The organism is Bartonella melophagi K-2C, assembly GCF_000278255.1.
GTDB lineage: Bacteria > Pseudomonadota > Alphaproteobacteria > Rhizobiales > Rhizobiaceae > Bartonella > Bartonella melophagi.
Map to the genome: position 1 here is coordinate 155,841 of NZ_JH725082.1, position 17,536 is coordinate 173,376.

Sequence of the window (17,536 nt, forward strand, 5' to 3'; positions counted from 1 at the left end):
AATATCAGAAAATAAAGTACTTTATTTGGGAGTAGGAATAAAGAAAGATGGTTCTTGCCGTTCTTCAATTTCAGCTGTGAGTGCCGAATCTTTTAACTGTTTATTTTTAGAAGAGGGGGAGGAGATGTTATCTTGTGTAGGTTTTATTGTACTGCTGGATAAAGAGGTTTGTTCAGTAAAGGTAGCATTGAAATTAGTTTCTGCCATTTTTGATGTTGGCTGTGTATCTCTTTGTGCTCTGTTATAATTTTCATATGGAGTTTGTGTTTTAACAATATTAGATTCTATAACAATATCTGTTGCTCCACCGATGAGAATTAAATGCTCTACGTCATCGCGACGTATTAGAACAAGGCGGCGTGTACGATCAATAGCGATTGTGTCAGATATGATTAATCGTAATGGATTCTTTTTTTTGTTGAAATTAAATCCTCCTTTATTCAAATAGCGTAAAAGCATTATAACTACAACAATTGCTGCAATTATTATTATAAGAAACACGAGGCTTGTAATTATATTTGCTGCAGATGTTCCTATATAGTTTGATAACCAAATATTCATACTATTTTTTCCTCATTTCATAATGAAATCATTATTTTTTATTATGTAAGTTTATAAATCATTTTAAGAAGTTCAATAAAATGTGAAGTGTTGAGTGATTTCCATTGAGCAAATATACTTATATTATATATATAATAGAAAGATTAAGCATATTCTTCATAATAGTGATTATTGAAGATATCTTAAGCTTCATGAAGCATCTATAATCGAGACAGATAGAGATGAACAAAGGTTTTGATGGCATGGACAAATTATTACCTCCTTCCATGCGGTGGGGAGCTATGGTTTGGGGGCTTTTTTTTGTTATAATTTTTTTGCTCGGTGTAGGGTTTTTGGGCATTTTTTATCCGCAAAGCTATTTTCATCAGGCTTCTTTAATGTCTTTTTTAGTTTTAGCGATTATAGGCATTGCTGTGCTTTTTCTGATAGGAATGGGTATTTTGAGATGTGATATCAGGTCATTGCATAAGAGTTTAGATTTTAGTGTCTTTGATGAGATAGATAATGTAATTGTAATATCTGATTTATCAGGTTTTGTTTATTACTCTAATCAGAATTATCAGAAAATTTTTACTTATAAACCTGAGGCTTCTTGTTATGCAGTTATTGCTGATCTTCCAGGTGCTAGAGCACTTTTATATCGCTTGAAAGTTGCGGCATTTAACAATCTTTCAGCTCAAGAAACATTAAAGATAGATCGGTCAATTTTTATTCATTCTATTCAGAAAAACATTGTATGGTATAATATTTCTGTTCAACCAATACTACAATGGAAAAAAAAGTTTTTATTTTGGCGTATCGCTGATATTTCACATTTAGAAGAATGCCGTGAAACTTTTTGTTTGAATCTTCAAGAAGCTATCAATCATTTAGATCAAGCTCCTGTTGGATTTTTATCTGTTAATGCACAAGGAATTATTATCTATGCAAATGCAGTTTTTGCCGAATGGTTTTCGATCGATTTGGCAAATTTTACTGTTGGTCAATATAGTTTTGATCAGTTCTTTGATGCTTCTGGAGTTAATAGTGTATGGAGTGATGTTTGTTTACAAAGTCACGAACATTACAATTCAAATTGTGCTACACCTTATACGTTTTCTTTGTTTTTAACTTCACAAACTGGTGATAAGAAAATATTGAATTGTTTTATGTGTATCTCTTCTCTCTTAGAAGATGATGCTGTCTATCGCATTGTTATGACGCCGCAGTCAATACAAAAGAAGGAAAGCGATTATCAATTAAAGTTGCCGAATACATTGGTAAAGTATTTTGATGCAAGTCCTTTTGCAATAGCTGTAGTTGACCAGAAAGGGCAGTTTATTCATATCAATAACTCTTTTTTATTGTTGATGGAGTGTTCTGGTAAAACTATCCATTTTTGTGATATTATACCTCACCAAGGTCGTGCTCAACTAGAGCATGCATTTGAGAAGATTGCAAAGAATAAGAATGATCCAATTTCAATAGACATAGTATTAGAAAATAATAAAAAGCGTCATTTTCATCTTCATCTTATGCCTATGATACAATGGTATAATGATGCATTAGAAGATTTGGTGATTGTGTCTGTCATAGAAACGACAGAACAAAAAACACTTGAAGATAAAATGGTACAAAATCAAAAGATGCAAGCCGTTGGGCAGTTAGCTGGTGGTATTGCTCATGATTTTAATAATGTTTTAACAGCAATTTTAATGTCGTGCGATCTTCTTTTAAACACGCACCGCAGTTCTGATCCAGCGCATGCTGATCTTATCAATATTAAAAATAATGCTAATCGTGCCGCTGCACTTGTGCAGCAATTATTAGCTTTTTCTAGAAAGCAAACACTTAAACCTGAGAAAGTTGATTTTACAGAACTTTTATCTGATATTCGCAATCTTATTTTGTCTCTTTTAGGAAATAATATCCAGTTGAAAATTATTCACGGAAGAGATCTGTGGAGCGTTAAAGTTGATCAAGCTTCTTTTCAGCGTGTTATTATGAATTTGGTAATTAATGCGCGTGATGCTATGCAGAATGGAGGCCTGATAACAATTAAAACAAACAATATTACAAAACAACAGAGTACTAAATTTAATTATGTTGGCTTTGTGAGTGATGAATATGTACAATTGACCATTTCGGATACAGGAGAAGGTATATCTGCTTTTGTACAAGAAAAAATGTTTGAGCCGTTTTTTACAACAAAAGAAGTTGGTAAAGGAACAGGGCTTGGGTTATCAATGGTTTATGGCATTGTCAAGCAAACAGGTGGTTATATTTACTGTGATAGCCAAGAAGGAAAAGGAACGACATTTCATATTTTTCTACCTCGTTATATTTCTGATGTCAGCAATGAAATTTCTCCACAAATTGAAAAAGTAGAAGAGCAGGAAAAAAATACAGACTTAACAGGTTTTGCGACTGTTTTATTGGTTGAAGATGAAGATGCTGTTAGAATGAGCGGGGTAAAAGCTCTTCAAATGAGAGGATATACTGTTTTAGAAGCTGCGAGTGGGGTGGAAGCGCTTGCTATACTTGAAGAAAATAAAGGTGCTGTTGATATTATTGTTTCCGATGTAGTTATGCCAGAAATGGATGGGCCGACTTTGCTCAAAGAAGTGCGTAAAAAATATCCTGAGATCAAATTTATTTTTGTTTCAGGGTATGCAAAAGATGCTTTTACTAAGAATCTTTCAAAAGATGCTGTTTTCGGATTTTTATCTAAGCCGTTTACACTCAAACAGCTAGCTTTAGCCGTTAAAGAAACGTTAGCACAGTAAAAAATATTTGCAAAAATATTAATGAAGGTAATAAGTTTTTATATCAAAATTTGTACTCATTAATCTAGAAAATAGATGAGTGAATTTAGAAAAAATATTTAACATAAGAGACTGTTTTAAAATGATAAAAGCTGCTGTTGATAATCTATTATTTTATCGTTATCATTACCTTTAATGAATGCTTTTAAAGCTTGTGGGTAAAGTTTATGCTCAACTTGAAGAACTCTTTGCGCTAACATTTCAGGGGTATCATTAGGGCATACTGGGACAGCAGCTTGAGCAAGAATCTTTCCTTCATCCATTTCTTCTGTAACAAGATGAACTGTACAACCAGTAATTTTAATACCTGCTTGCAGAACTCTTTCATGGGTGTTTAAACCTTTAAATGAAGGTAAAAGGGATGGGTGAATGTTAAGGATCCGTCCTTCATAGGGTTTTATGAAATGCGGTGAAATAAGCCGCATATAACCAGCTAAGCAAATAATATCTGGTTGATATTGGGCTAAAATAGTAAGAATAGATTCTTCATGGGCTTCTTTAGTTGGATAATTTTTACGATCTACAATATGAATAGGCAAGCCATTGGCACGTGCCTTTTCAATACCACCAGCATGGGGTTTGTCGCAAATAACTGCAATGATTTTAGCAGGATAATCAGTTTGTTTGCTTGCTTTAGCGAGGGAAACCATATTGGAACCATTGCCGGAAATAAAAATAATTACTTTTTTTTTCATAAATGAAGCTCACCTTTATAAGCAATTCTTTTATTTTGGTATTTTGTTAAAATACCAAGTGAAGTAACTGTTTCTCCCTGTGATTTGAGTGCTTGTGTAATAGCTTCAAGTGAGTTTTGTGCTACAATAATAACCATGCCAAGACCACAATTGAATGTTCGTAGCATTTCTGTTTCCTGTATTTCACCTTGTTTAGCAATCCATGAAAATACTGGCGGCACATTAATAGCAGAAAGATTAATTTCAGCACAAAGGGAAGGGGGGAGGATGCGTGGAATGTTTTCTGGGAAACCACCACCTGTTATATGGGCAAGAGCTTTAATCCCTTTATAATTTCGTATAATTGGCAATAGTGATTTGATGTAAATGCGAGTTGGCGTGAGAAGTATTTCCCCAAGGTTTATTTTAGGGTTAAAGGGGGCAGGGTCATTCCATTTTAAACCACTTTGTTTAACGATCCGCCTGACGAGAGAAAAACCATTAGAATGAACACCAGATGAACTAAGACCTAAAATAACATCACCTTCTGTAAGATCTTTTGAAGGCAACAATGAATTGCGTTCAACAGCTCCTACAGCAAAACCTGCTAAGTCATAATCTCCGTTTGCATACATTCCAGGCATTTCTGCAGTTTCTCCTCCAATAAGAGCAGCGTTTGCTTGCTGACATCCTATTGCAATGCCTGAAACGATTTCAGCACCTTGTGTAGCATCAAGTTTTCCAGTTGCAAAATAATCTAAGAAAAAAAGAGGTTCAGCACCTTGGACAATTAAATCATTAACGCACATGGCTACAAGATCAATACCAACAGTATTATGAATACCTATTTCAATAGCAATTTTTAGTTTTGTACCCACACCATCATTAGCTGCCACAAGAATGGGGTCTGTAAAGCCTGCTGCTTTTAAGTCAAATAAGCCACCAAAACCGCCGATTTCTGTATCTGCACCTACTCGTTTTGTTGAACGTATATAGGGTTTGATGTTTTCTATCATGGTGTTACCCATATCAATATCAACACCAGCTGCTGCATAAGTAAGGTTATTGGGTTTGTTATTTATTGGATTTTTGTTGCTCATTGGAGCCTTCTTTATGAAAAATCAATTTTAATGTTGTTTACGCAATGCCATGATAATAGCGCTATCTCTGCAAGAAATTTAACATTTAACATCCAGAAATAAATGATTGTTTACCTTGAACCTAAACGAAAGAAGTTGCATAATCTTTTGTAAAGGATTTTTTGAGGATATCGATGAATAAAATATCAGATAGTCATAATAACCCTAATTTACAGTCAATGAAAGAGAAAATCAAAGAAAGCAGCCTTCAAGGCCGTTATACTTCTTATGTTCCAGCTTATACCCAAGTGCCTTTACCAAACAGTATGAAAAAACAAATTTTTTTCTGGCTTGGGACATTGATTTTTTTTGTAATCTTTATGTTTGTTTTTGGATCAGTTTTACTTCCTTTTGTAGCAGGGATTGTGTTGGCTTATTTTCTTAATCCAATTGTACAATTGCTTGAAAAAGTTGGTATTTGTCGCGTTTTTGGGACAATTTTAATTACCTTGTTTATTGTTATCATTTTTGTTGCTGCTTTAACAATTTTAATTCCTATTGTCAGTTGGCAAATACAACAATTTGTGAGTAGTGGTTTACCAATTTATGTTAGTCGCATTCAAAATTTTTTGACAGAATCTAATTTTGATTGGGTAGGGCGTTATTTTGGTAGTGATCCAAATGAATTACAAACCAATATTAAAGTTCTTTTAGGGCAAAGCTCTGATTTTATTACATCTCTTTTAAATTCACTTTTAAGATCAGGAAAATCCATTGTTAATATTGTCAGTCTGCTTGTGGTAGCACCTGTTGTAGCATTTTATATGTTACTGGATTGGCAGCGTATGGTTGAAGCCGTTGATTCTTGGATACCACGAGATCATCTTGAAACTGTCCGCAGTATTTTTTACGAAATGGATAGAGCTATTGCAGGCTTTGTTCGTGGGCAAGGAACGGTTTGTTTAATATTGGGGGGGTATTATGCTATTGGTCTAACTATTACAGAACTTAATTTTGGTCTTTTAATTGGTATGTTTGTTGGTCTCATCAGTTTTATCCCTTATATTGGCACAATGAGTGGTTTTATTTTATCTGGTGGTGTTGCATGGGTCCAGTTTTATCCCGATAATTGGAGCCGTATTGTTCTTGTTATGGCTGTTTTTTTAATTGGCCAATTTATTGAAGGTTATATTCTTCAACCAAAGCTTGTAGGCTCATCAGTGGGGCTTCATCCGGTATGGTTGATGTTTGCGCTTTTTGCTTTTGGTTCGTTATTTGGTTTTACGGGCATGTTGGTTGCTGTTCCTGCTTCTGCAGCCATTGGTGTTTTGGTTCGTTTTGCTCTTCATACTTATCTTAATTCTCAAATGTATTCACAAAGTGGGAATTCGGGGTCAGTAGAATGAATGAACATGAAACACAATTACCTTTAGACTTTTCCTATGAGTCAGTTTTTCGGCGAGATGATTTAGTGGTTACAGATAGTAATCGTATGGCTTTTCAGTTGGTTGATCATTGGCCAAATTGGGTATTACCTATTGCTGTTTTGGTTGGAAAAGAAGGATCTGGAAAAACGCATTTTTCTAGCGTATGGCTACAAAAAGCTAATGCTTTAATTGTTCATCGTGATGAAATTGACCAAGTAATTACTGCAGCTTCTTCAGGTAGATCATTTTTAATTGAGGATATTGATACGGGAAAAATCAATGAAACTGGACTTTTTCATTTGATTAATAGTGTTAAACAAGCAAATCTCAATGTGCATCAAGGTCAAGCTACTTTATTGATGACTGCTCGTACACTACCATCTACATGGGATTTAAAGCTAAATGATCTAAAAAGTCGTCTTAATTCAGTTATGTTAGTTGAGATTGATCAACCTGATGATGCATTGTTAACGGCTATCGCATTTAAACTTTTTTCAGATCGACAGATTACTGTTCATTCAGATATTATCCGTTATCTTGTAAGTCGTTGTGAACGTTCTTTATTTGCATTAAGATGTGTTATTGATTCTGTTGACAAATTAGCATTGCAAAGGAAAAGCAAAATAACACGTGCTGTCATTTGTGAAGTCATTAATATGCAAATACAATAAATATTATTTTGAGTATTGTCTTTATTGTTTAATAAAAATATATGGTTTTGCTATTGGTTTTAAAGTACATAGACAGGAGAAAAATCACTAAGTTTTCTGCCTTTATTAACTGATAATGTTTGTGTTAACAGTAATGCATCATTTGTTTAACGTTGAAAGGTCAAGAATCTAACCCTTTCATATAGAAAGGGGCGAGGAGCTGATTTGTTTTCTTTTTGTAAGAAATTTTTTGTAGTTTAAGTACTGTAAACATTTATTTTAATTGTATATTGAACTGTTATCAATAAGCTGTAAACTTTATTGAGTAGAATTGTTTATAAATGCAAAAATAGGGGGATAATTTTTATTGTATTCAAATTATTTGTGTTTTAAATTACATTAATCTCAGGCATTTTATGGATAAAATACTGCTTATAATATGTCGTTGGCGATAAGAAGTGTTTAAAAAAGTTATTATCCATAAAAAAAGAGAACAAAATTTTAAAAAAATGTGTTTTACACTTGTACTTCTGTTGTGAAAATTTTAGGGAAGGGACATCAAATATAAATCGCGGAGCGTAGCGCAGTCTGGTAGCGCACCTGATTTGGGATCAGGGGGTCGTAGGTTCGAATCCTATCGCTCCGACCATATGTTTTATTTGATGTAAAATAATGGATTCATTGAATAACATACAAGTGTTGTTATTTAAGCGTTGTGTCGTCTAAAGGGAAAGAATATGGTTGCACGTATTTATAGTCCGGCGAAAACATCAATGCAGTCGGGCAAGGCTAATGTTGGTTTTTGGGTTCTGCAGTATGAGCCGGAGCAAGCAAAAATGCTTGAACCTCTTATGGGATATACAGCGACATCGGATATAAATAGTCAGATAAAAATCCGGTTTAAAATGAAAGAAGAAGCCATTGCTTTTGCTCTCAAAAATTCTATTCCTTATCGTGTAGAAAATTCATGTAAGCCTTCTTTTCGACGTGCTATCTCTTATTCTGATAATTTTCGTAGTGATCGACAACAATCTTGGACGCACTAACAAAAAATGTTTTTTAAAAAATGTTTTTTAAAAGGTGATCATCAATTGGTCCCGTAGCTCAGCTGGATAGAGCAACGGCCTTCTAAGCCGTGGGTCACAGGTTCGAATCCTGTCGGGATCACCAAATATCAATAGCTTAAAAATCAATAACTTAGATTATTTCTTGTATTTTAATAAGCTATTTATTCAAGCATTGAAATCTTCTGATAAGCATTCTTGTATAGGTGTTATTTTCCTGCTATATTAATTATTGTTAGTCTAAAAAGTTCCATAATATATATTATGCGATTTTAAGATATTCTGATAGAATGTTCTCTTAAACTTTATTATTAATCACAATTTATTATTTCCGATCATTTTTTTGTGCACCTAATGTAGGAAATAATTGCATGATGGCACCAATACAATAAATATAAATACCGGTGATCGAGATTCCTATTTTAATCCAATGTGGAGCGTTAAGATGATAAAAAAATGCAGCAATACCAAATGAACACCACGCAAGAAAAACTGAAAGATTAAGCATACGTAAGCGAATAACTCTTATTGGGTGGATAAAATAAATTGGTAAAAAAGATAAAATTGCTGATAAGAAAATGATAACGAAGACAACCCATTCCTCAGGTCGCACCACAAAAAGTGTGAAAATCATCATATTCCAAACAACAGGAAACCCTTTAAAGAAATTTTCTTTAGTTTTCATTCCAGTATCTGCATAATAAATAGCTGATGAAATGACGATAATAGCGCTTAATAAGAATGACAACCCTGCCCCCATAAAACCGCTTTGATAAAGTGCAAAGGCCGGAATTAAAACATAAGTCACGTAATCAATAATGTTATCTAGCAGTTCACCAGACCATGTTGGAAGTATAGATTTTACATTAAGTTTACGTGCTATTGGCCCATCAATACCATCAACGAGAAGTGCAAGTCCAAGCCAATAAAACATAGCAATCCATTCTTTTTTAGATGCAGCTATTAAAGAAAGGAATGCTAAAAACGAACCTGAAGCTGTTAACAAATGGACAGAAAAAGCCCTTACTTGTGGCATTGTTACTGTTTTGGAGCGCAATCGATCAGCGTTGGTTTTGATTTTTCTTGTTAACTTATGTCTCAATGTTTTTCTATCCTCACTTTTTAAGCTTTGTTCGTTTTATCTGTGTATCATTTTTCTCTTTATATTGTATGACTAATCTGTAAAAAGAGTACAAGATTACCACTTTTTTGTATCGCAAAATTTATTACATTATGTAATAAGAAAAGAATTTCTTTATTTAAAATCATTAAAGTAATTAGTAAATTAGAAAGATTTAAGCTGTTGTGATATTTGAAAAAAATGAACATAGAGATGTAGCGGTTATTGGTGCAGGTCCTGTTGGTATGTTAGCAGCACTTAGTCTTGCGCATAAAGGTTACACTGTTTTTCTCATTGCTCCCCCTACTCGTGCAGATGAATTACGAACAACTGCTCTTATGATGCCGGCGATTCATGCGCTTCAAAGATTAAATATTTGGGAAACTGTCAAATCTCATGCTGCAGCTTTATCTTTAATGAGAATCATTGATGCAACGTCTAGGGTTGTACGTGCTCCTACTGTAAATTTTTGTTCTTCTGAAATTGGTAAAAAAGCTTTTGGTTATAATATTCCCAATTTAAAACTGAACAATGCTTTAATGAATGCCATTGAGCACACATCAGGCATTATAAGATTTTTTTCTTTAGCAAAATCTTTTCATCATGAACAGGATCATGTAAATATTGCTCTTTCAGATGGCAGAGTTATTCAAGCATCGTTTGTTGTTGCAGCTGACGGTTGTCATTCTCCAACGCGAGCGGCTGCTGGAATTGGAGTTAAACAATGGAATTATCCGCAGACAGCACTTATTTTAAATTTTGCACATAAGTTACCTCATCAAAATATATCAACTGAATTTCACACAGAGGATGGTCCTTTTACACAGGTTCCATTACCAGGAAATACATCTAGTCTTGTATGGGTTACTAATCCCTCACGCGCCAAAGAGCTATTGGATATGCAACCAAAGACAATAGCGAAAGTGATTGAAGGTCAGATGCAATCAATGCTTGGTGAAGTAACAGTAAAAATGGCAATTCAAACGTGCCCTCTTTGGGGTCTTATCCCTCATTGTTTTGCTGCAAACAGAACAATTTTAGTGGGTGAAGCAGCTCATGTTTTTCCCCCTATTGGAGCACAGGGATTAAATTTAGGGTTTCGTGATGTTCAAACTTTGGTTGATATTTTACCTAACCAGATATCCAATTCTAATTTTAAAACAATTGTTGCACAATATAACCGGCGCCGTAAACCTGATGTATTTATTCGCAGTGGATTTGTTCATACACTTAATCATACTTTACTTTCCAATATGTTTCCTGTTCATATTGTACGAAGCGTTGGGCTCGAATTATTACGTAATTTCTCACCGTTACGTAATTTATTGATGCGAGAAGGAATGCATCCTGGTGATGGATTAAAAGCAATAATATAAATTTTTACAATTAATTCTCAGATAACTAACTACGCTGGTATGATAAGAAGAAATGAATGGTGCTGATATAGCTTATAGTAAATATATTTTAGTAGATGGTGCACGTTTTTTACAAGTTGGTGCATTAGTTTATCGCATAAAGAATGGAAATCTTGAATTTCTCCTTATTACCAGCCGAGGATCTGGTCGGTGGATTATACCAAAAGGATGGCCAATTCCAAAGAAGTCTTTTTCACAGGCTGTATTGCAAGAAGCTTTTGAAGAAGCTGGAGTGCGGGGTGTCGTGGGGAGATTTCCTGTAGGCACATATGAATATGAAAAATTAGATTTACCGGTAGAAAAAAACAGTAAGTTCTGTGTCTATGTTTTTGCTGTACTTTATTCTTATCAAGAAAAAAAATGGCCAGAACAAAGTCAGCGTATGTATGAGTGGGTTACAGTATCAGAAGCGGTAAAACGTGTCAATGAACCACAATTAAAGGAAATCTTACTGTGTTATAAACCATGTTAAAAATAGTGCATGGTAATTTGTTTTATACACTATCTTTTTTTATCGATCACTTGCTAATATAAATGCTATAAAATTGTCATTTGAAAAAATAGACAAAAATACAAATTATTTAAAATTGGCGCTCGTATAATTGTGCAACCAAGATAATAAAAAAAGAAAAGTAGTTTGGATAGTAAAGTAATTTAAACTTTAAAAGCCCTATATTCCTTTATTAAGCATAAATATCAAATTAAACATGGATTGGAACTTGTCAGTAATACAAGGATTAATTATTGCGCGCAGAATAGAAAAGAATCGTTTAAATAGATGGTGATAAGATGAGATTAGGTGAAAATTTTAGATTAATTACTTTTCTTGCAATAACGATTTGTATTTCATCTGTAGTTATAGTTTCACCATATAAGATTTTCTATGACCCTTATTATAAACGCCAGAGTCATTGGAAGTTTAAATGATAGTATTTCAGAGGCAATTGCCACAATTCTTGCGACTTGTGGTTATATTGTCCTACCAGGGTTTGGTCCAATCATCGTAATGGATAGGTATAGCGCTTTCTGTTGGTATATTAACTGGTGCAGTAATAGGGTTAATAATAGGTGCTATTATCGGTATAGTTTTTAGTTTTATGAATCATTGGCAATTTTAATTTTTCATTATAATACCAAACCATTAAATAAGGGCAGTGGAATTGTTAGTTTTAATTGAAATAGCTTATAGAAAAGTATATGGCTTAGTAGTTAGAATTAATTAAGTTTAAAGCATTAATTAAAATACTTAAAATCGTATTTAAGTAATTGACCTTTTCGAAGAAGCTTGTAAAAAGTACCTATTAAAAAAGCGTATTTTTTTGGAGGGGTGGTCGAGCGGTTTAAGGCACCGGTCTTGAAAACCGGCGTGCAGGAGACTGTACCGTGGGTTCGAATCCCACCCCCTCCGCCACTAAGGGTTGCACAACCTATAATGTATTTATTTTTAAGGTTATGTAAGTAAGATAACTAAGGTTAGAATCTAAGCAATTTTTTTGTTATAGGTATGACTATAATCGTTCCCCTCCCCTAATCCGAGAAAACACAAACAACAGGTAAAAATAAAAGCTCTATCATATGATGGAGCTTTTTAAATAACTTGAGTTGTACAATAAATTAGAATTTATAAGCGACACCAACCCGAAAATCATTGGTCTGGTAGGCAAGTTCTAATTTATCCTTAGCAAATTTCTGTTTACCAAAATCTGAGTAGCGATATTCCGCACGTAAAATGACATTGTCAACCATCGCAAAATCAACACCGCCACCAAGAGTATAACCTACCATTATTTTTTTATCTGATAAGTTAGAAGAACTTATTTCGTGACCTTCCATTTCAATTGATCGTGAAAAGATATTTTGAATCTGCGCATAAGCAACACCGCCAGCAATATAAGGCACAATACGATCAGCTGCAAAACCTATACGTACTCGTGTAGCACCAGACCATTTTTGTTTTAAAGTGTTACTATAAACTTTAGTAACTTCCGCTGTTTCATCTACTTGCTCTGTTTCCCTTATATGCCTTACGGGCAAAGCTGACCTATTATTTTGTTGTTGTGAATTATGTGACTGTGTTTCTGTAGAATTTTGAACTTGTGATTGTACTGATTCCTCCTGTGTCCGTTTTGTTCTAGCACCCCTCGTACTCCGTCCTGAAGATATATTGCTTGCATTCTTTAACGCAAATGCATGTTCATGTGATTTACGCCTTTCACTTTCTGTGTCTGATCCTTCTTCTATTTCTTCTACCTCTTCTATTTCTTCTAGCTCTAATGCTTCAAATTTTATTTTAGCAACAATTTTTTTATCCTGTTTATTAGACCAAACGATATCTGTATCAACACCTAGAATAAGACTATTCCCTAGATCAACGTTGGCTCCTGTATAAAGACCACCCATGAAACCAGAAAGTTGAGGCAATGTATCTTTCTCAACTGGAGTCCATTCTCTCGTACTGGGACCTTTTTTAGCGTATAAACTGATCCCCGTTTTACCTGAAAAGCCACCAATCTGCCCTCCAAGATAAAAACCACTCCAAGAGAAAGTTGGTGCAGAAATAACTGGTGGAACATCAAAATTAGGACTCATTTCAACAGGTGATGAAATTTGCCTTGATGCTTGAGGAGCTGAAACAACGGGCCTCGACTCTCGAGGTACCATAATATCTGCCGCTTGTGCTACAGAAGCTGTAAATAGAGTGATGATAGATGTGCTGATTAAACATTTTGTGTTCATGAGTTACTCCGAAGATAATGTTGAGAACCACATAATGATACATTATCCTCATTACATAATCTTTTCAAAAAGAGCTATAATAAAAATGACACAATCATAAAAAATAAGTTCTATAGAACTTTAAATAGTGAACTTGCTTATAAGTCAGGAAATTATTGACTACTAGCTTTTAGCAGATTTCGATTATTGATACAGATCAGCTTAGAAATGTGTGAGGATATTTTTTAGCATGCTCAGGAGGTACTTAAAATTAAGGGCTAATAAAGATATATAGTAACGTATTGATTTCACATCAGAAAAATTTTTGTCACAAAATTTACAAAATTATAAAAATATTGTAACAGGTGGAATATGAGCGGGGAAATTAACACGTTAGATTATTAAAAAGAAAACTTTTTTGTTTAATTTAAATTAGATGTGAAAGGTGCTCTATGAATAAAGTTTTTCCCTTATTAACATTACTTATGCTTTTATATTCTAGCATTTTTGCTTTAGCAGAATCAATTCAAGTAACAATTTATAGGCTGGAAGAAAACGATCTAAAGAAACCTATTGGTAAGGTTACAATTCAAGAAAATGAATATGGTTTGATTTTTATACCAGATTTGTCTTCATTGCCAGAAGGTTTTCACGGTTTTCACGTACATATGTATCCTTCATGTGATCCGAAAGATGGTGTAATTGGTGGTGCTGCAGGAGGGCACTATGATCCACAAAATACCAATAAACATCTTGGACCTTACAATATAAATGGCCATCTTGGTGATTTGCCCATGCTTTATGTTGACGCACAAGGTCGAGCAACCATGAGTGTCCTTGTTCCACGTATTAAAAAACTTACTGAAATTAGAAACCGTTCGTTGATGATTCACGTAGGAGAAGACACTTTTTCGTCGTTGGGTGGAGGCGGTGCGCGTTTAGCGTGTGGTGTTATAAAATAATCACAATGTTCTCATTTTAGCTTTCTGCCCATATTTCTTTTAAAAGAAATATGGGTGAAATTATAAAGGTGGTATTTATTCATTTCTTTTAAAGGTAAATTAAAAGAAAAATGCCATCTTTTTTATACTTTAAAGAAGGTGGCATTTTTAGTACCATCCAGTAGCGATTTGTGCTTCTTCTGACATACAATCGGGTGTCCATGGTGGATCAAATGTCATAATCACTTCAACATATGAAACACCTTCAACTGTATTTACAGCATTTTCTACCCACCCTGGCATTTCACCTGCTACAGGGCAACCAGGCGCAGTGAGTGTCATTTCGATTTTTACTGAACGATCGTCTTCAATATCAACGCGATAAATTAGTCCTAGGTCATAGATGTTAGCAGGTATTTCTGGATCATAAATCGTTTTAAGAGCAGAGATGATATCATTCGTCATACGCTTAATTTCAGCTTTTGGAATTGTTGATATACAAGCTTTTTCTTCTTCATTTTTTATGTCGACAGATTCACTAGAGAGACATGCTTCAATTGGTTTAACCATTAAAAAATTTCCTTGCTTTTTCCAATGCTTCTACTAATTGATCAATATCCTCATGATTATTATACATAGCTAATGATGCACGACAAGTAGATGTTAAACCAAAATGCTGCAATAAAGGTTGCGCGCAATGTGTTCCTGCACGTATGGCAACCCCCTGCCGATCAATAAACATCGCGATATCATGTGCGTGAATACCTTCAATTTGAAAAGATATAATAGCACCTTTATTTGGAGAACGGCCATAAATGTGTAATGATTTAACGGTTTCAAGCCCTTCATGTGCATAGGTTGAAAGTGCCATTTCATGCGCGTAAATAGCGTTTCTATCCTTCTCTTGTATATAATCAATGGCAGCTGCTAACCCAATAGCTTCTACTATAGGAGGAGTGCCAGCTTCAAAGCGGTATGGAAGACTATTATAAGAAACTTTATCAATTGTTACTTCGTTAATCATTTCCCCTCCTCCCTGAAAAGGGCGCATTTCTTCTAGCCGACATTTTTTGCCATAAAGAACACCAATACCTGTAGGTCCATAAATTTTATGACCAGTAAAAACATACCAATCACAATCAAGATCTTGCATATCAACCGTTAAATGTACAGCTCCCTGAGAACCATCAATAAGTACAGGAACAGCATTTTGGTGGGCTAGCTTAATCATTTCTTTGATAGGAGGAACAGTCCCTAATATGTTGGACATATGGGTAATCGCAACAAGCCGTGTTTTATCACTTAAAGCTTTTTGGAACTCTTTAATGTGTAAAATACCATTTTTATCAACTGGCACAAAAATAAGTTTAATACCTTTCTGTTCACGGATAAAATGCCAAGGAATAATATTTGAATGATGCTCCATAATTGTGAGAATAATTTCATCACCTTTACTCAATTTAGGCATGCCCCAACCGTAGGCTACAGTATTAATAGCCTCTGTCGCGCTTTTCGTAAAAACAATTTCTTGAGCTGATTGAGCATTTAAAAAAGCACGAACTGTTTCGCGAGCATCTTCATAAGATTGTGTTGCCGTATTTGATAAAAAATGTATTCCTCGATGCACATTGGCGTAATGGCACTGATAGAAATTATTCATTGCATTAAGAACTGATTGAGGTTTTTGAGCAGATGCTCCACTATCCAAATAAGCCAATCGTTTACCGTAAATATCACATTGTAAAATAGGAAAATCACATCGAATTGCTTCTGCATTATAATTCAATGTTTGTCCGTAATTTTCCATTTTTATGCCTTAAATATTCTTTTTTAACCACTCATCAATGATACCACCCAAAATAGCTTGAATATTATCTTGCTTGATGTCATCAATTAATTCAGAAATAAATCCTTTAACTAAAAGCTCACGAGCAATTTTAAGAGGGATACCACGTGCCATAAGATAAAAGAGGTATTCATGATTGATTTTAGCAACTGTCGCGCCATGACCACATGCAACATTATCAGCAAAAATTTCTAGTTCAGGTTTTGCGTTAAATTGTGCATCATCAGAAAGAATGAGGCTATTACAAGCCATGCGTGCATCTGTATTTTGGGCTTTTTGTGCAACATGTATCATCCCTTGGAAAGCACCATACGCCTTATTTGTAACAACATTACGTATAATTTCTGTAGAAGTTGATTTTTTTTCAATATGACGAACAGTCATTGTAAGATCACTGTGCGTTTGCCCAGATAATAAATTTATTGCCCGTAGTTGAAAATTAGATTCTTGCCCTTGCAATTCAATATCAATTTCTTGGCGGTTAAGCTGGCTACCTATATTAACCGCGTAAAGCGATAATTGAACATTTTTATCAAGCACTGCGTGAAATCGACTAAATTGTGTAGAATCGAAGCTCCTATCTCGGATAAGAATCCACGTAACATTACTATATTCTGCAGCATGTAATGAAAATATCGAGCTGGTAAAAGTATCTTTATTGCCACCAATTTGGCGCTCAATTATCATAGTCTGACTGTTTTTGCCAATTTTAATGTCTGAAAAAATATGTGATTGCCCACCCATTTGAATATTTTGCAATTCAATTGGATTATCTAATTTTGTATTTTCAGGAATCTGTAAAAGCCAACCATCTGTAACAAAAGCTGTATTTAATTGTGCAATAAAATCTTTATCTGTCGTGACTTGATTTATTTTTGCATGATTTTCTTTCAATGCATCTGCAAAACTTTCTACTATGACACCTGCTATTTGTGATGATGTACGTATTTTGCCGTTTTCAATAGAAAAGACAATATTTTCTGAAAGTAATGCATCAATCAGTTGCTCATTATTTATTTCTGAAAAGTCACTAATAGATTTTAATAAAGTACGTAGATTAGTATAATGCCAGTTTTCAATTTTACGGGAAGGAAGCCCCGTTTTTTGAAATAATTCAATGGCCTGCTTACGTATTGTTTGCACTGCCCTATTGCCAGGTAAATGATCCATACGTTGGATAAATTTATTGATAATATCCTTTTCGATAGCTGTCAATTTTTGCTGTGAGTCTATACTCATA

Annotated in this window: 15 protein-coding genes and 3 tRNA genes; 10 read left to right on the forward strand and 8 right to left on the reverse strand. The window is 34.3% G+C overall.

The window, feature by feature from the left end:
- Positions 1 to 21: 21 nt before the first annotated feature.
- A complete protein-coding gene (locus tag ME3_RS03520; RefSeq protein ID WP_007477188.1) occupies positions 22 to 561 on the reverse strand; it encodes a flagellar biosynthetic protein FliO in 540 nt (179 codons plus the stop codon).
- Between the two features lie 221 nt (positions 562 to 782).
- Here ME3_RS03520 and ME3_RS03525 point away from each other — a divergent pair, with 221 nt between their 5' ends.
- Positions 783 to 3,326: a response regulator gene (locus ME3_RS03525; RefSeq protein WP_007477190.1), complete on the forward strand. Its 2,544-nt coding sequence runs from the start codon at positions 783 to 785 to the stop codon at positions 3,324 to 3,326.
- A gap of 116 nt (positions 3,327 to 3,442) precedes the next feature.
- Here ME3_RS03525 and purN read toward each other — a convergent pair whose 3' ends face one another.
- Positions 3,443 to 4,060, reverse strand: coding sequence for a phosphoribosylglycinamide formyltransferase (gene purN, locus ME3_RS03530; protein WP_007477193.1), 618 nt, complete (start codon positions 4,058 to 4,060; stop codon positions 3,443 to 3,445).
- Positions 4,057 to 5,139, reverse strand: coding sequence for a phosphoribosylformylglycinamidine cyclo-ligase (gene purM / locus ME3_RS03535; RefSeq protein WP_007477195.1), 1,083 nt, complete (start codon positions 5,137 to 5,139; stop codon positions 4,057 to 4,059). The genes purN and purM overlap by 4 nt, the downstream gene beginning before the upstream one ends.
- A gap of 173 nt (positions 5,140 to 5,312) precedes the next feature.
- On the opposite strand from purM, the gene ME3_RS03540 reads away from it, so the two are divergent.
- The 5 genes from ME3_RS03540 (at position 5,313) to ME3_RS03560 (ending at position 8,365) form a co-directional block, all read left to right on the forward strand.
- Positions 5,313 to 6,524, forward strand: coding sequence for an AI-2E family transporter (locus ME3_RS03540; protein ID WP_007477197.1), 1,212 nt, complete (start codon positions 5,313 to 5,315; stop codon positions 6,522 to 6,524).
- Positions 6,521 to 7,216, forward strand: a complete 696-nt coding sequence (hdaA, locus tag ME3_RS03545) for a DnaA regulatory inactivator HdaA (RefSeq protein ID WP_007477199.1) — start codon at positions 6,521 to 6,523, stop codon at positions 7,214 to 7,216. Before ME3_RS03540 ends, hdaA begins: the two co-directional genes overlap by 4 nt.
- 551 nt (positions 7,217 to 7,767) lie before the next feature.
- A tRNA-Pro gene (locus tag ME3_RS03550) sits at positions 7,768 to 7,844 on the forward strand.
- Between the two features lie 88 nt (positions 7,845 to 7,932).
- Positions 7,933 to 8,241 carry an ETC complex I subunit gene (locus tag ME3_RS03555; protein ID WP_007477200.1) on the forward strand — a complete coding sequence of 103 codons (309 nt, stop codon included), beginning with the start codon at positions 7,933 to 7,935 and terminating at the stop codon, positions 8,239 to 8,241.
- Between the two features lie 47 nt (positions 8,242 to 8,288).
- Positions 8,289 to 8,365 (forward strand) — tRNA-Arg (locus ME3_RS03560).
- 219 nt (positions 8,366 to 8,584) lie between these two features.
- Here ME3_RS03560 and pcsA read toward each other — a convergent pair.
- Positions 8,585 to 9,361, reverse strand: a complete 777-nt coding sequence (gene pcsA / locus ME3_RS03565) for a phosphatidylcholine synthase (protein ID WP_007477202.1) — start codon at positions 9,359 to 9,361, stop codon at positions 8,585 to 8,587.
- Positions 9,362 to 9,564: 203 nt separating this feature from the next.
- On the opposite strand from pcsA, the gene ME3_RS03570 reads away from it, so the two are divergent.
- The 3 genes from ME3_RS03570 to ME3_RS03580 all read left to right on the forward strand — a co-directional run bounded on the left by ME3_RS03570 (position 9,565) and on the right by ME3_RS03580 (position 12,205).
- Positions 9,565 to 10,755 carry a UbiH/UbiF family hydroxylase gene (locus ME3_RS03570; protein WP_007477203.1) on the forward strand — a complete coding sequence of 397 codons (1,191 nt, stop codon included), beginning with the start codon at positions 9,565 to 9,567 and terminating at the stop codon, positions 10,753 to 10,755.
- A 52-nt stretch (positions 10,756 to 10,807) separates the two neighbouring features.
- Positions 10,808 to 11,266 (forward strand): NUDIX hydrolase, encoded by a 459-nt coding sequence (locus ME3_RS03575; protein ID WP_007477204.1) that lies wholly within the window; start codon positions 10,808 to 10,810, stop codon positions 11,264 to 11,266.
- 849 nt (positions 11,267 to 12,115) lie between these two features.
- Positions 12,116 to 12,205, forward strand: a tRNA-Ser gene (locus ME3_RS03580).
- A 203-nt stretch (positions 12,206 to 12,408) separates the two neighbouring features.
- On the opposite strand, the gene ME3_RS03585 is transcribed toward ME3_RS03580, so the two are convergent.
- Positions 12,409 to 13,530 carry an outer membrane protein gene (locus ME3_RS03585; RefSeq protein WP_007477205.1) on the reverse strand — a complete coding sequence of 374 codons (1,122 nt, stop codon included), beginning with the start codon at positions 13,528 to 13,530 and terminating at the stop codon, positions 12,409 to 12,411.
- 431 nt (positions 13,531 to 13,961) lie between these two features.
- Here ME3_RS03585 and ME3_RS03590 point away from each other — a divergent pair, with 431 nt between their 5' ends.
- On the forward strand, positions 13,962 to 14,471 hold the full coding sequence (locus tag ME3_RS03590) for a superoxide dismutase family protein (RefSeq protein ID WP_007477206.1): 510 nt from the start codon (positions 13,962 to 13,964) through the stop codon (positions 14,469 to 14,471).
- Positions 14,472 to 14,618: 147 nt separating this feature from the next.
- Here the strand turns inward: ME3_RS03590 and ME3_RS03595 are convergent, their stop codons facing one another.
- The 3 genes from ME3_RS03595 to sufD are packed head-to-tail and all read right to left on the reverse strand — an operon-like array spanning position 14,619 to position 17,535.
- Positions 14,619 to 15,020 (reverse strand): SUF system Fe-S cluster assembly protein, encoded by a 402-nt coding sequence (locus ME3_RS03595; protein ID WP_007477207.1) that lies wholly within the window; start codon positions 15,018 to 15,020, stop codon positions 14,619 to 14,621.
- Positions 15,013 to 16,257, reverse strand: coding sequence for a cysteine desulfurase (locus ME3_RS03600; RefSeq protein ID WP_007477208.1), 1,245 nt, complete (start codon positions 16,255 to 16,257; stop codon positions 15,013 to 15,015). Before ME3_RS03600 ends, ME3_RS03595 begins: the two co-directional genes overlap by 8 nt.
- Positions 16,258 to 16,266: 9 nt before the next feature.
- Complete coding sequence (sufD, locus tag ME3_RS03605) at positions 16,267 to 17,535, reverse strand: Fe-S cluster assembly protein SufD (RefSeq protein WP_007477209.1); 1,269 nt, start codon at positions 17,533 to 17,535, stop codon at positions 16,267 to 16,269.
- Position 17,536 lies beyond the last annotated feature (1 nt).

Excerpts from the sequence above, each read along its gene's own strand:
- ME3_RS03520 (WP_007477188.1), bottom strand. The coding sequence starts at position 561 with ATGAATATTTGGTTATCAAACTATATAGGAACATCTGCAGCAAATATA.
- ME3_RS03525 (WP_007477190.1), top strand. The coding sequence starts at position 783 with ATGAACAAAGGTTTTGATGGCATGGACAAATTATTACCTCCTTCCATG.
- purN (WP_007477193.1), bottom strand. The coding sequence starts at position 4,060 with ATGAAAAAAAAAGTAATTATTTTTATTTCCGGCAATGGTTCCAATATG.
- purM (WP_007477195.1), bottom strand. The coding sequence starts at position 5,139 with ATGAGCAACAAAAATCCAATAAATAACAAACCCAATAACCTTACTTAT.
- ME3_RS03540 (WP_007477197.1), top strand. The coding sequence starts at position 5,313 with ATGAATAAAATATCAGATAGTCATAATAACCCTAATTTACAGTCAATG.
- hdaA (WP_007477199.1), top strand. The coding sequence starts at position 6,521 with ATGAATGAACATGAAACACAATTACCTTTAGACTTTTCCTATGAGTCA.
- ME3_RS03555 (WP_007477200.1), top strand. The coding sequence starts at position 7,933 with ATGGTTGCACGTATTTATAGTCCGGCGAAAACATCAATGCAGTCGGGC.
- ME3_RS03575 (WP_007477204.1), top strand. The coding sequence starts at position 10,808 with ATGAATGGTGCTGATATAGCTTATAGTAAATATATTTTAGTAGATGGT.
- ME3_RS03585 (WP_007477205.1), bottom strand. The coding sequence starts at position 13,530 with ATGAACACAAAATGTTTAATCAGCACATCTATCATCACTCTATTTACA.
- ME3_RS03590 (WP_007477206.1), top strand. The coding sequence starts at position 13,962 with ATGAATAAAGTTTTTCCCTTATTAACATTACTTATGCTTTTATATTCT.
- ME3_RS03595 (WP_007477207.1), bottom strand. The coding sequence starts at position 15,020 with ATGGTTAAACCAATTGAAGCATGTCTCTCTAGTGAATCTGTCGACATA.
- ME3_RS03600 (WP_007477208.1), bottom strand. The coding sequence starts at position 16,257 with ATGGAAAATTACGGACAAACATTGAATTATAATGCAGAAGCAATTCGA.
- sufD (WP_007477209.1), bottom strand. The coding sequence starts at position 17,535 with ATGAGTATAGACTCACAGCAAAAATTGACAGCTATCGAAAAGGATATT.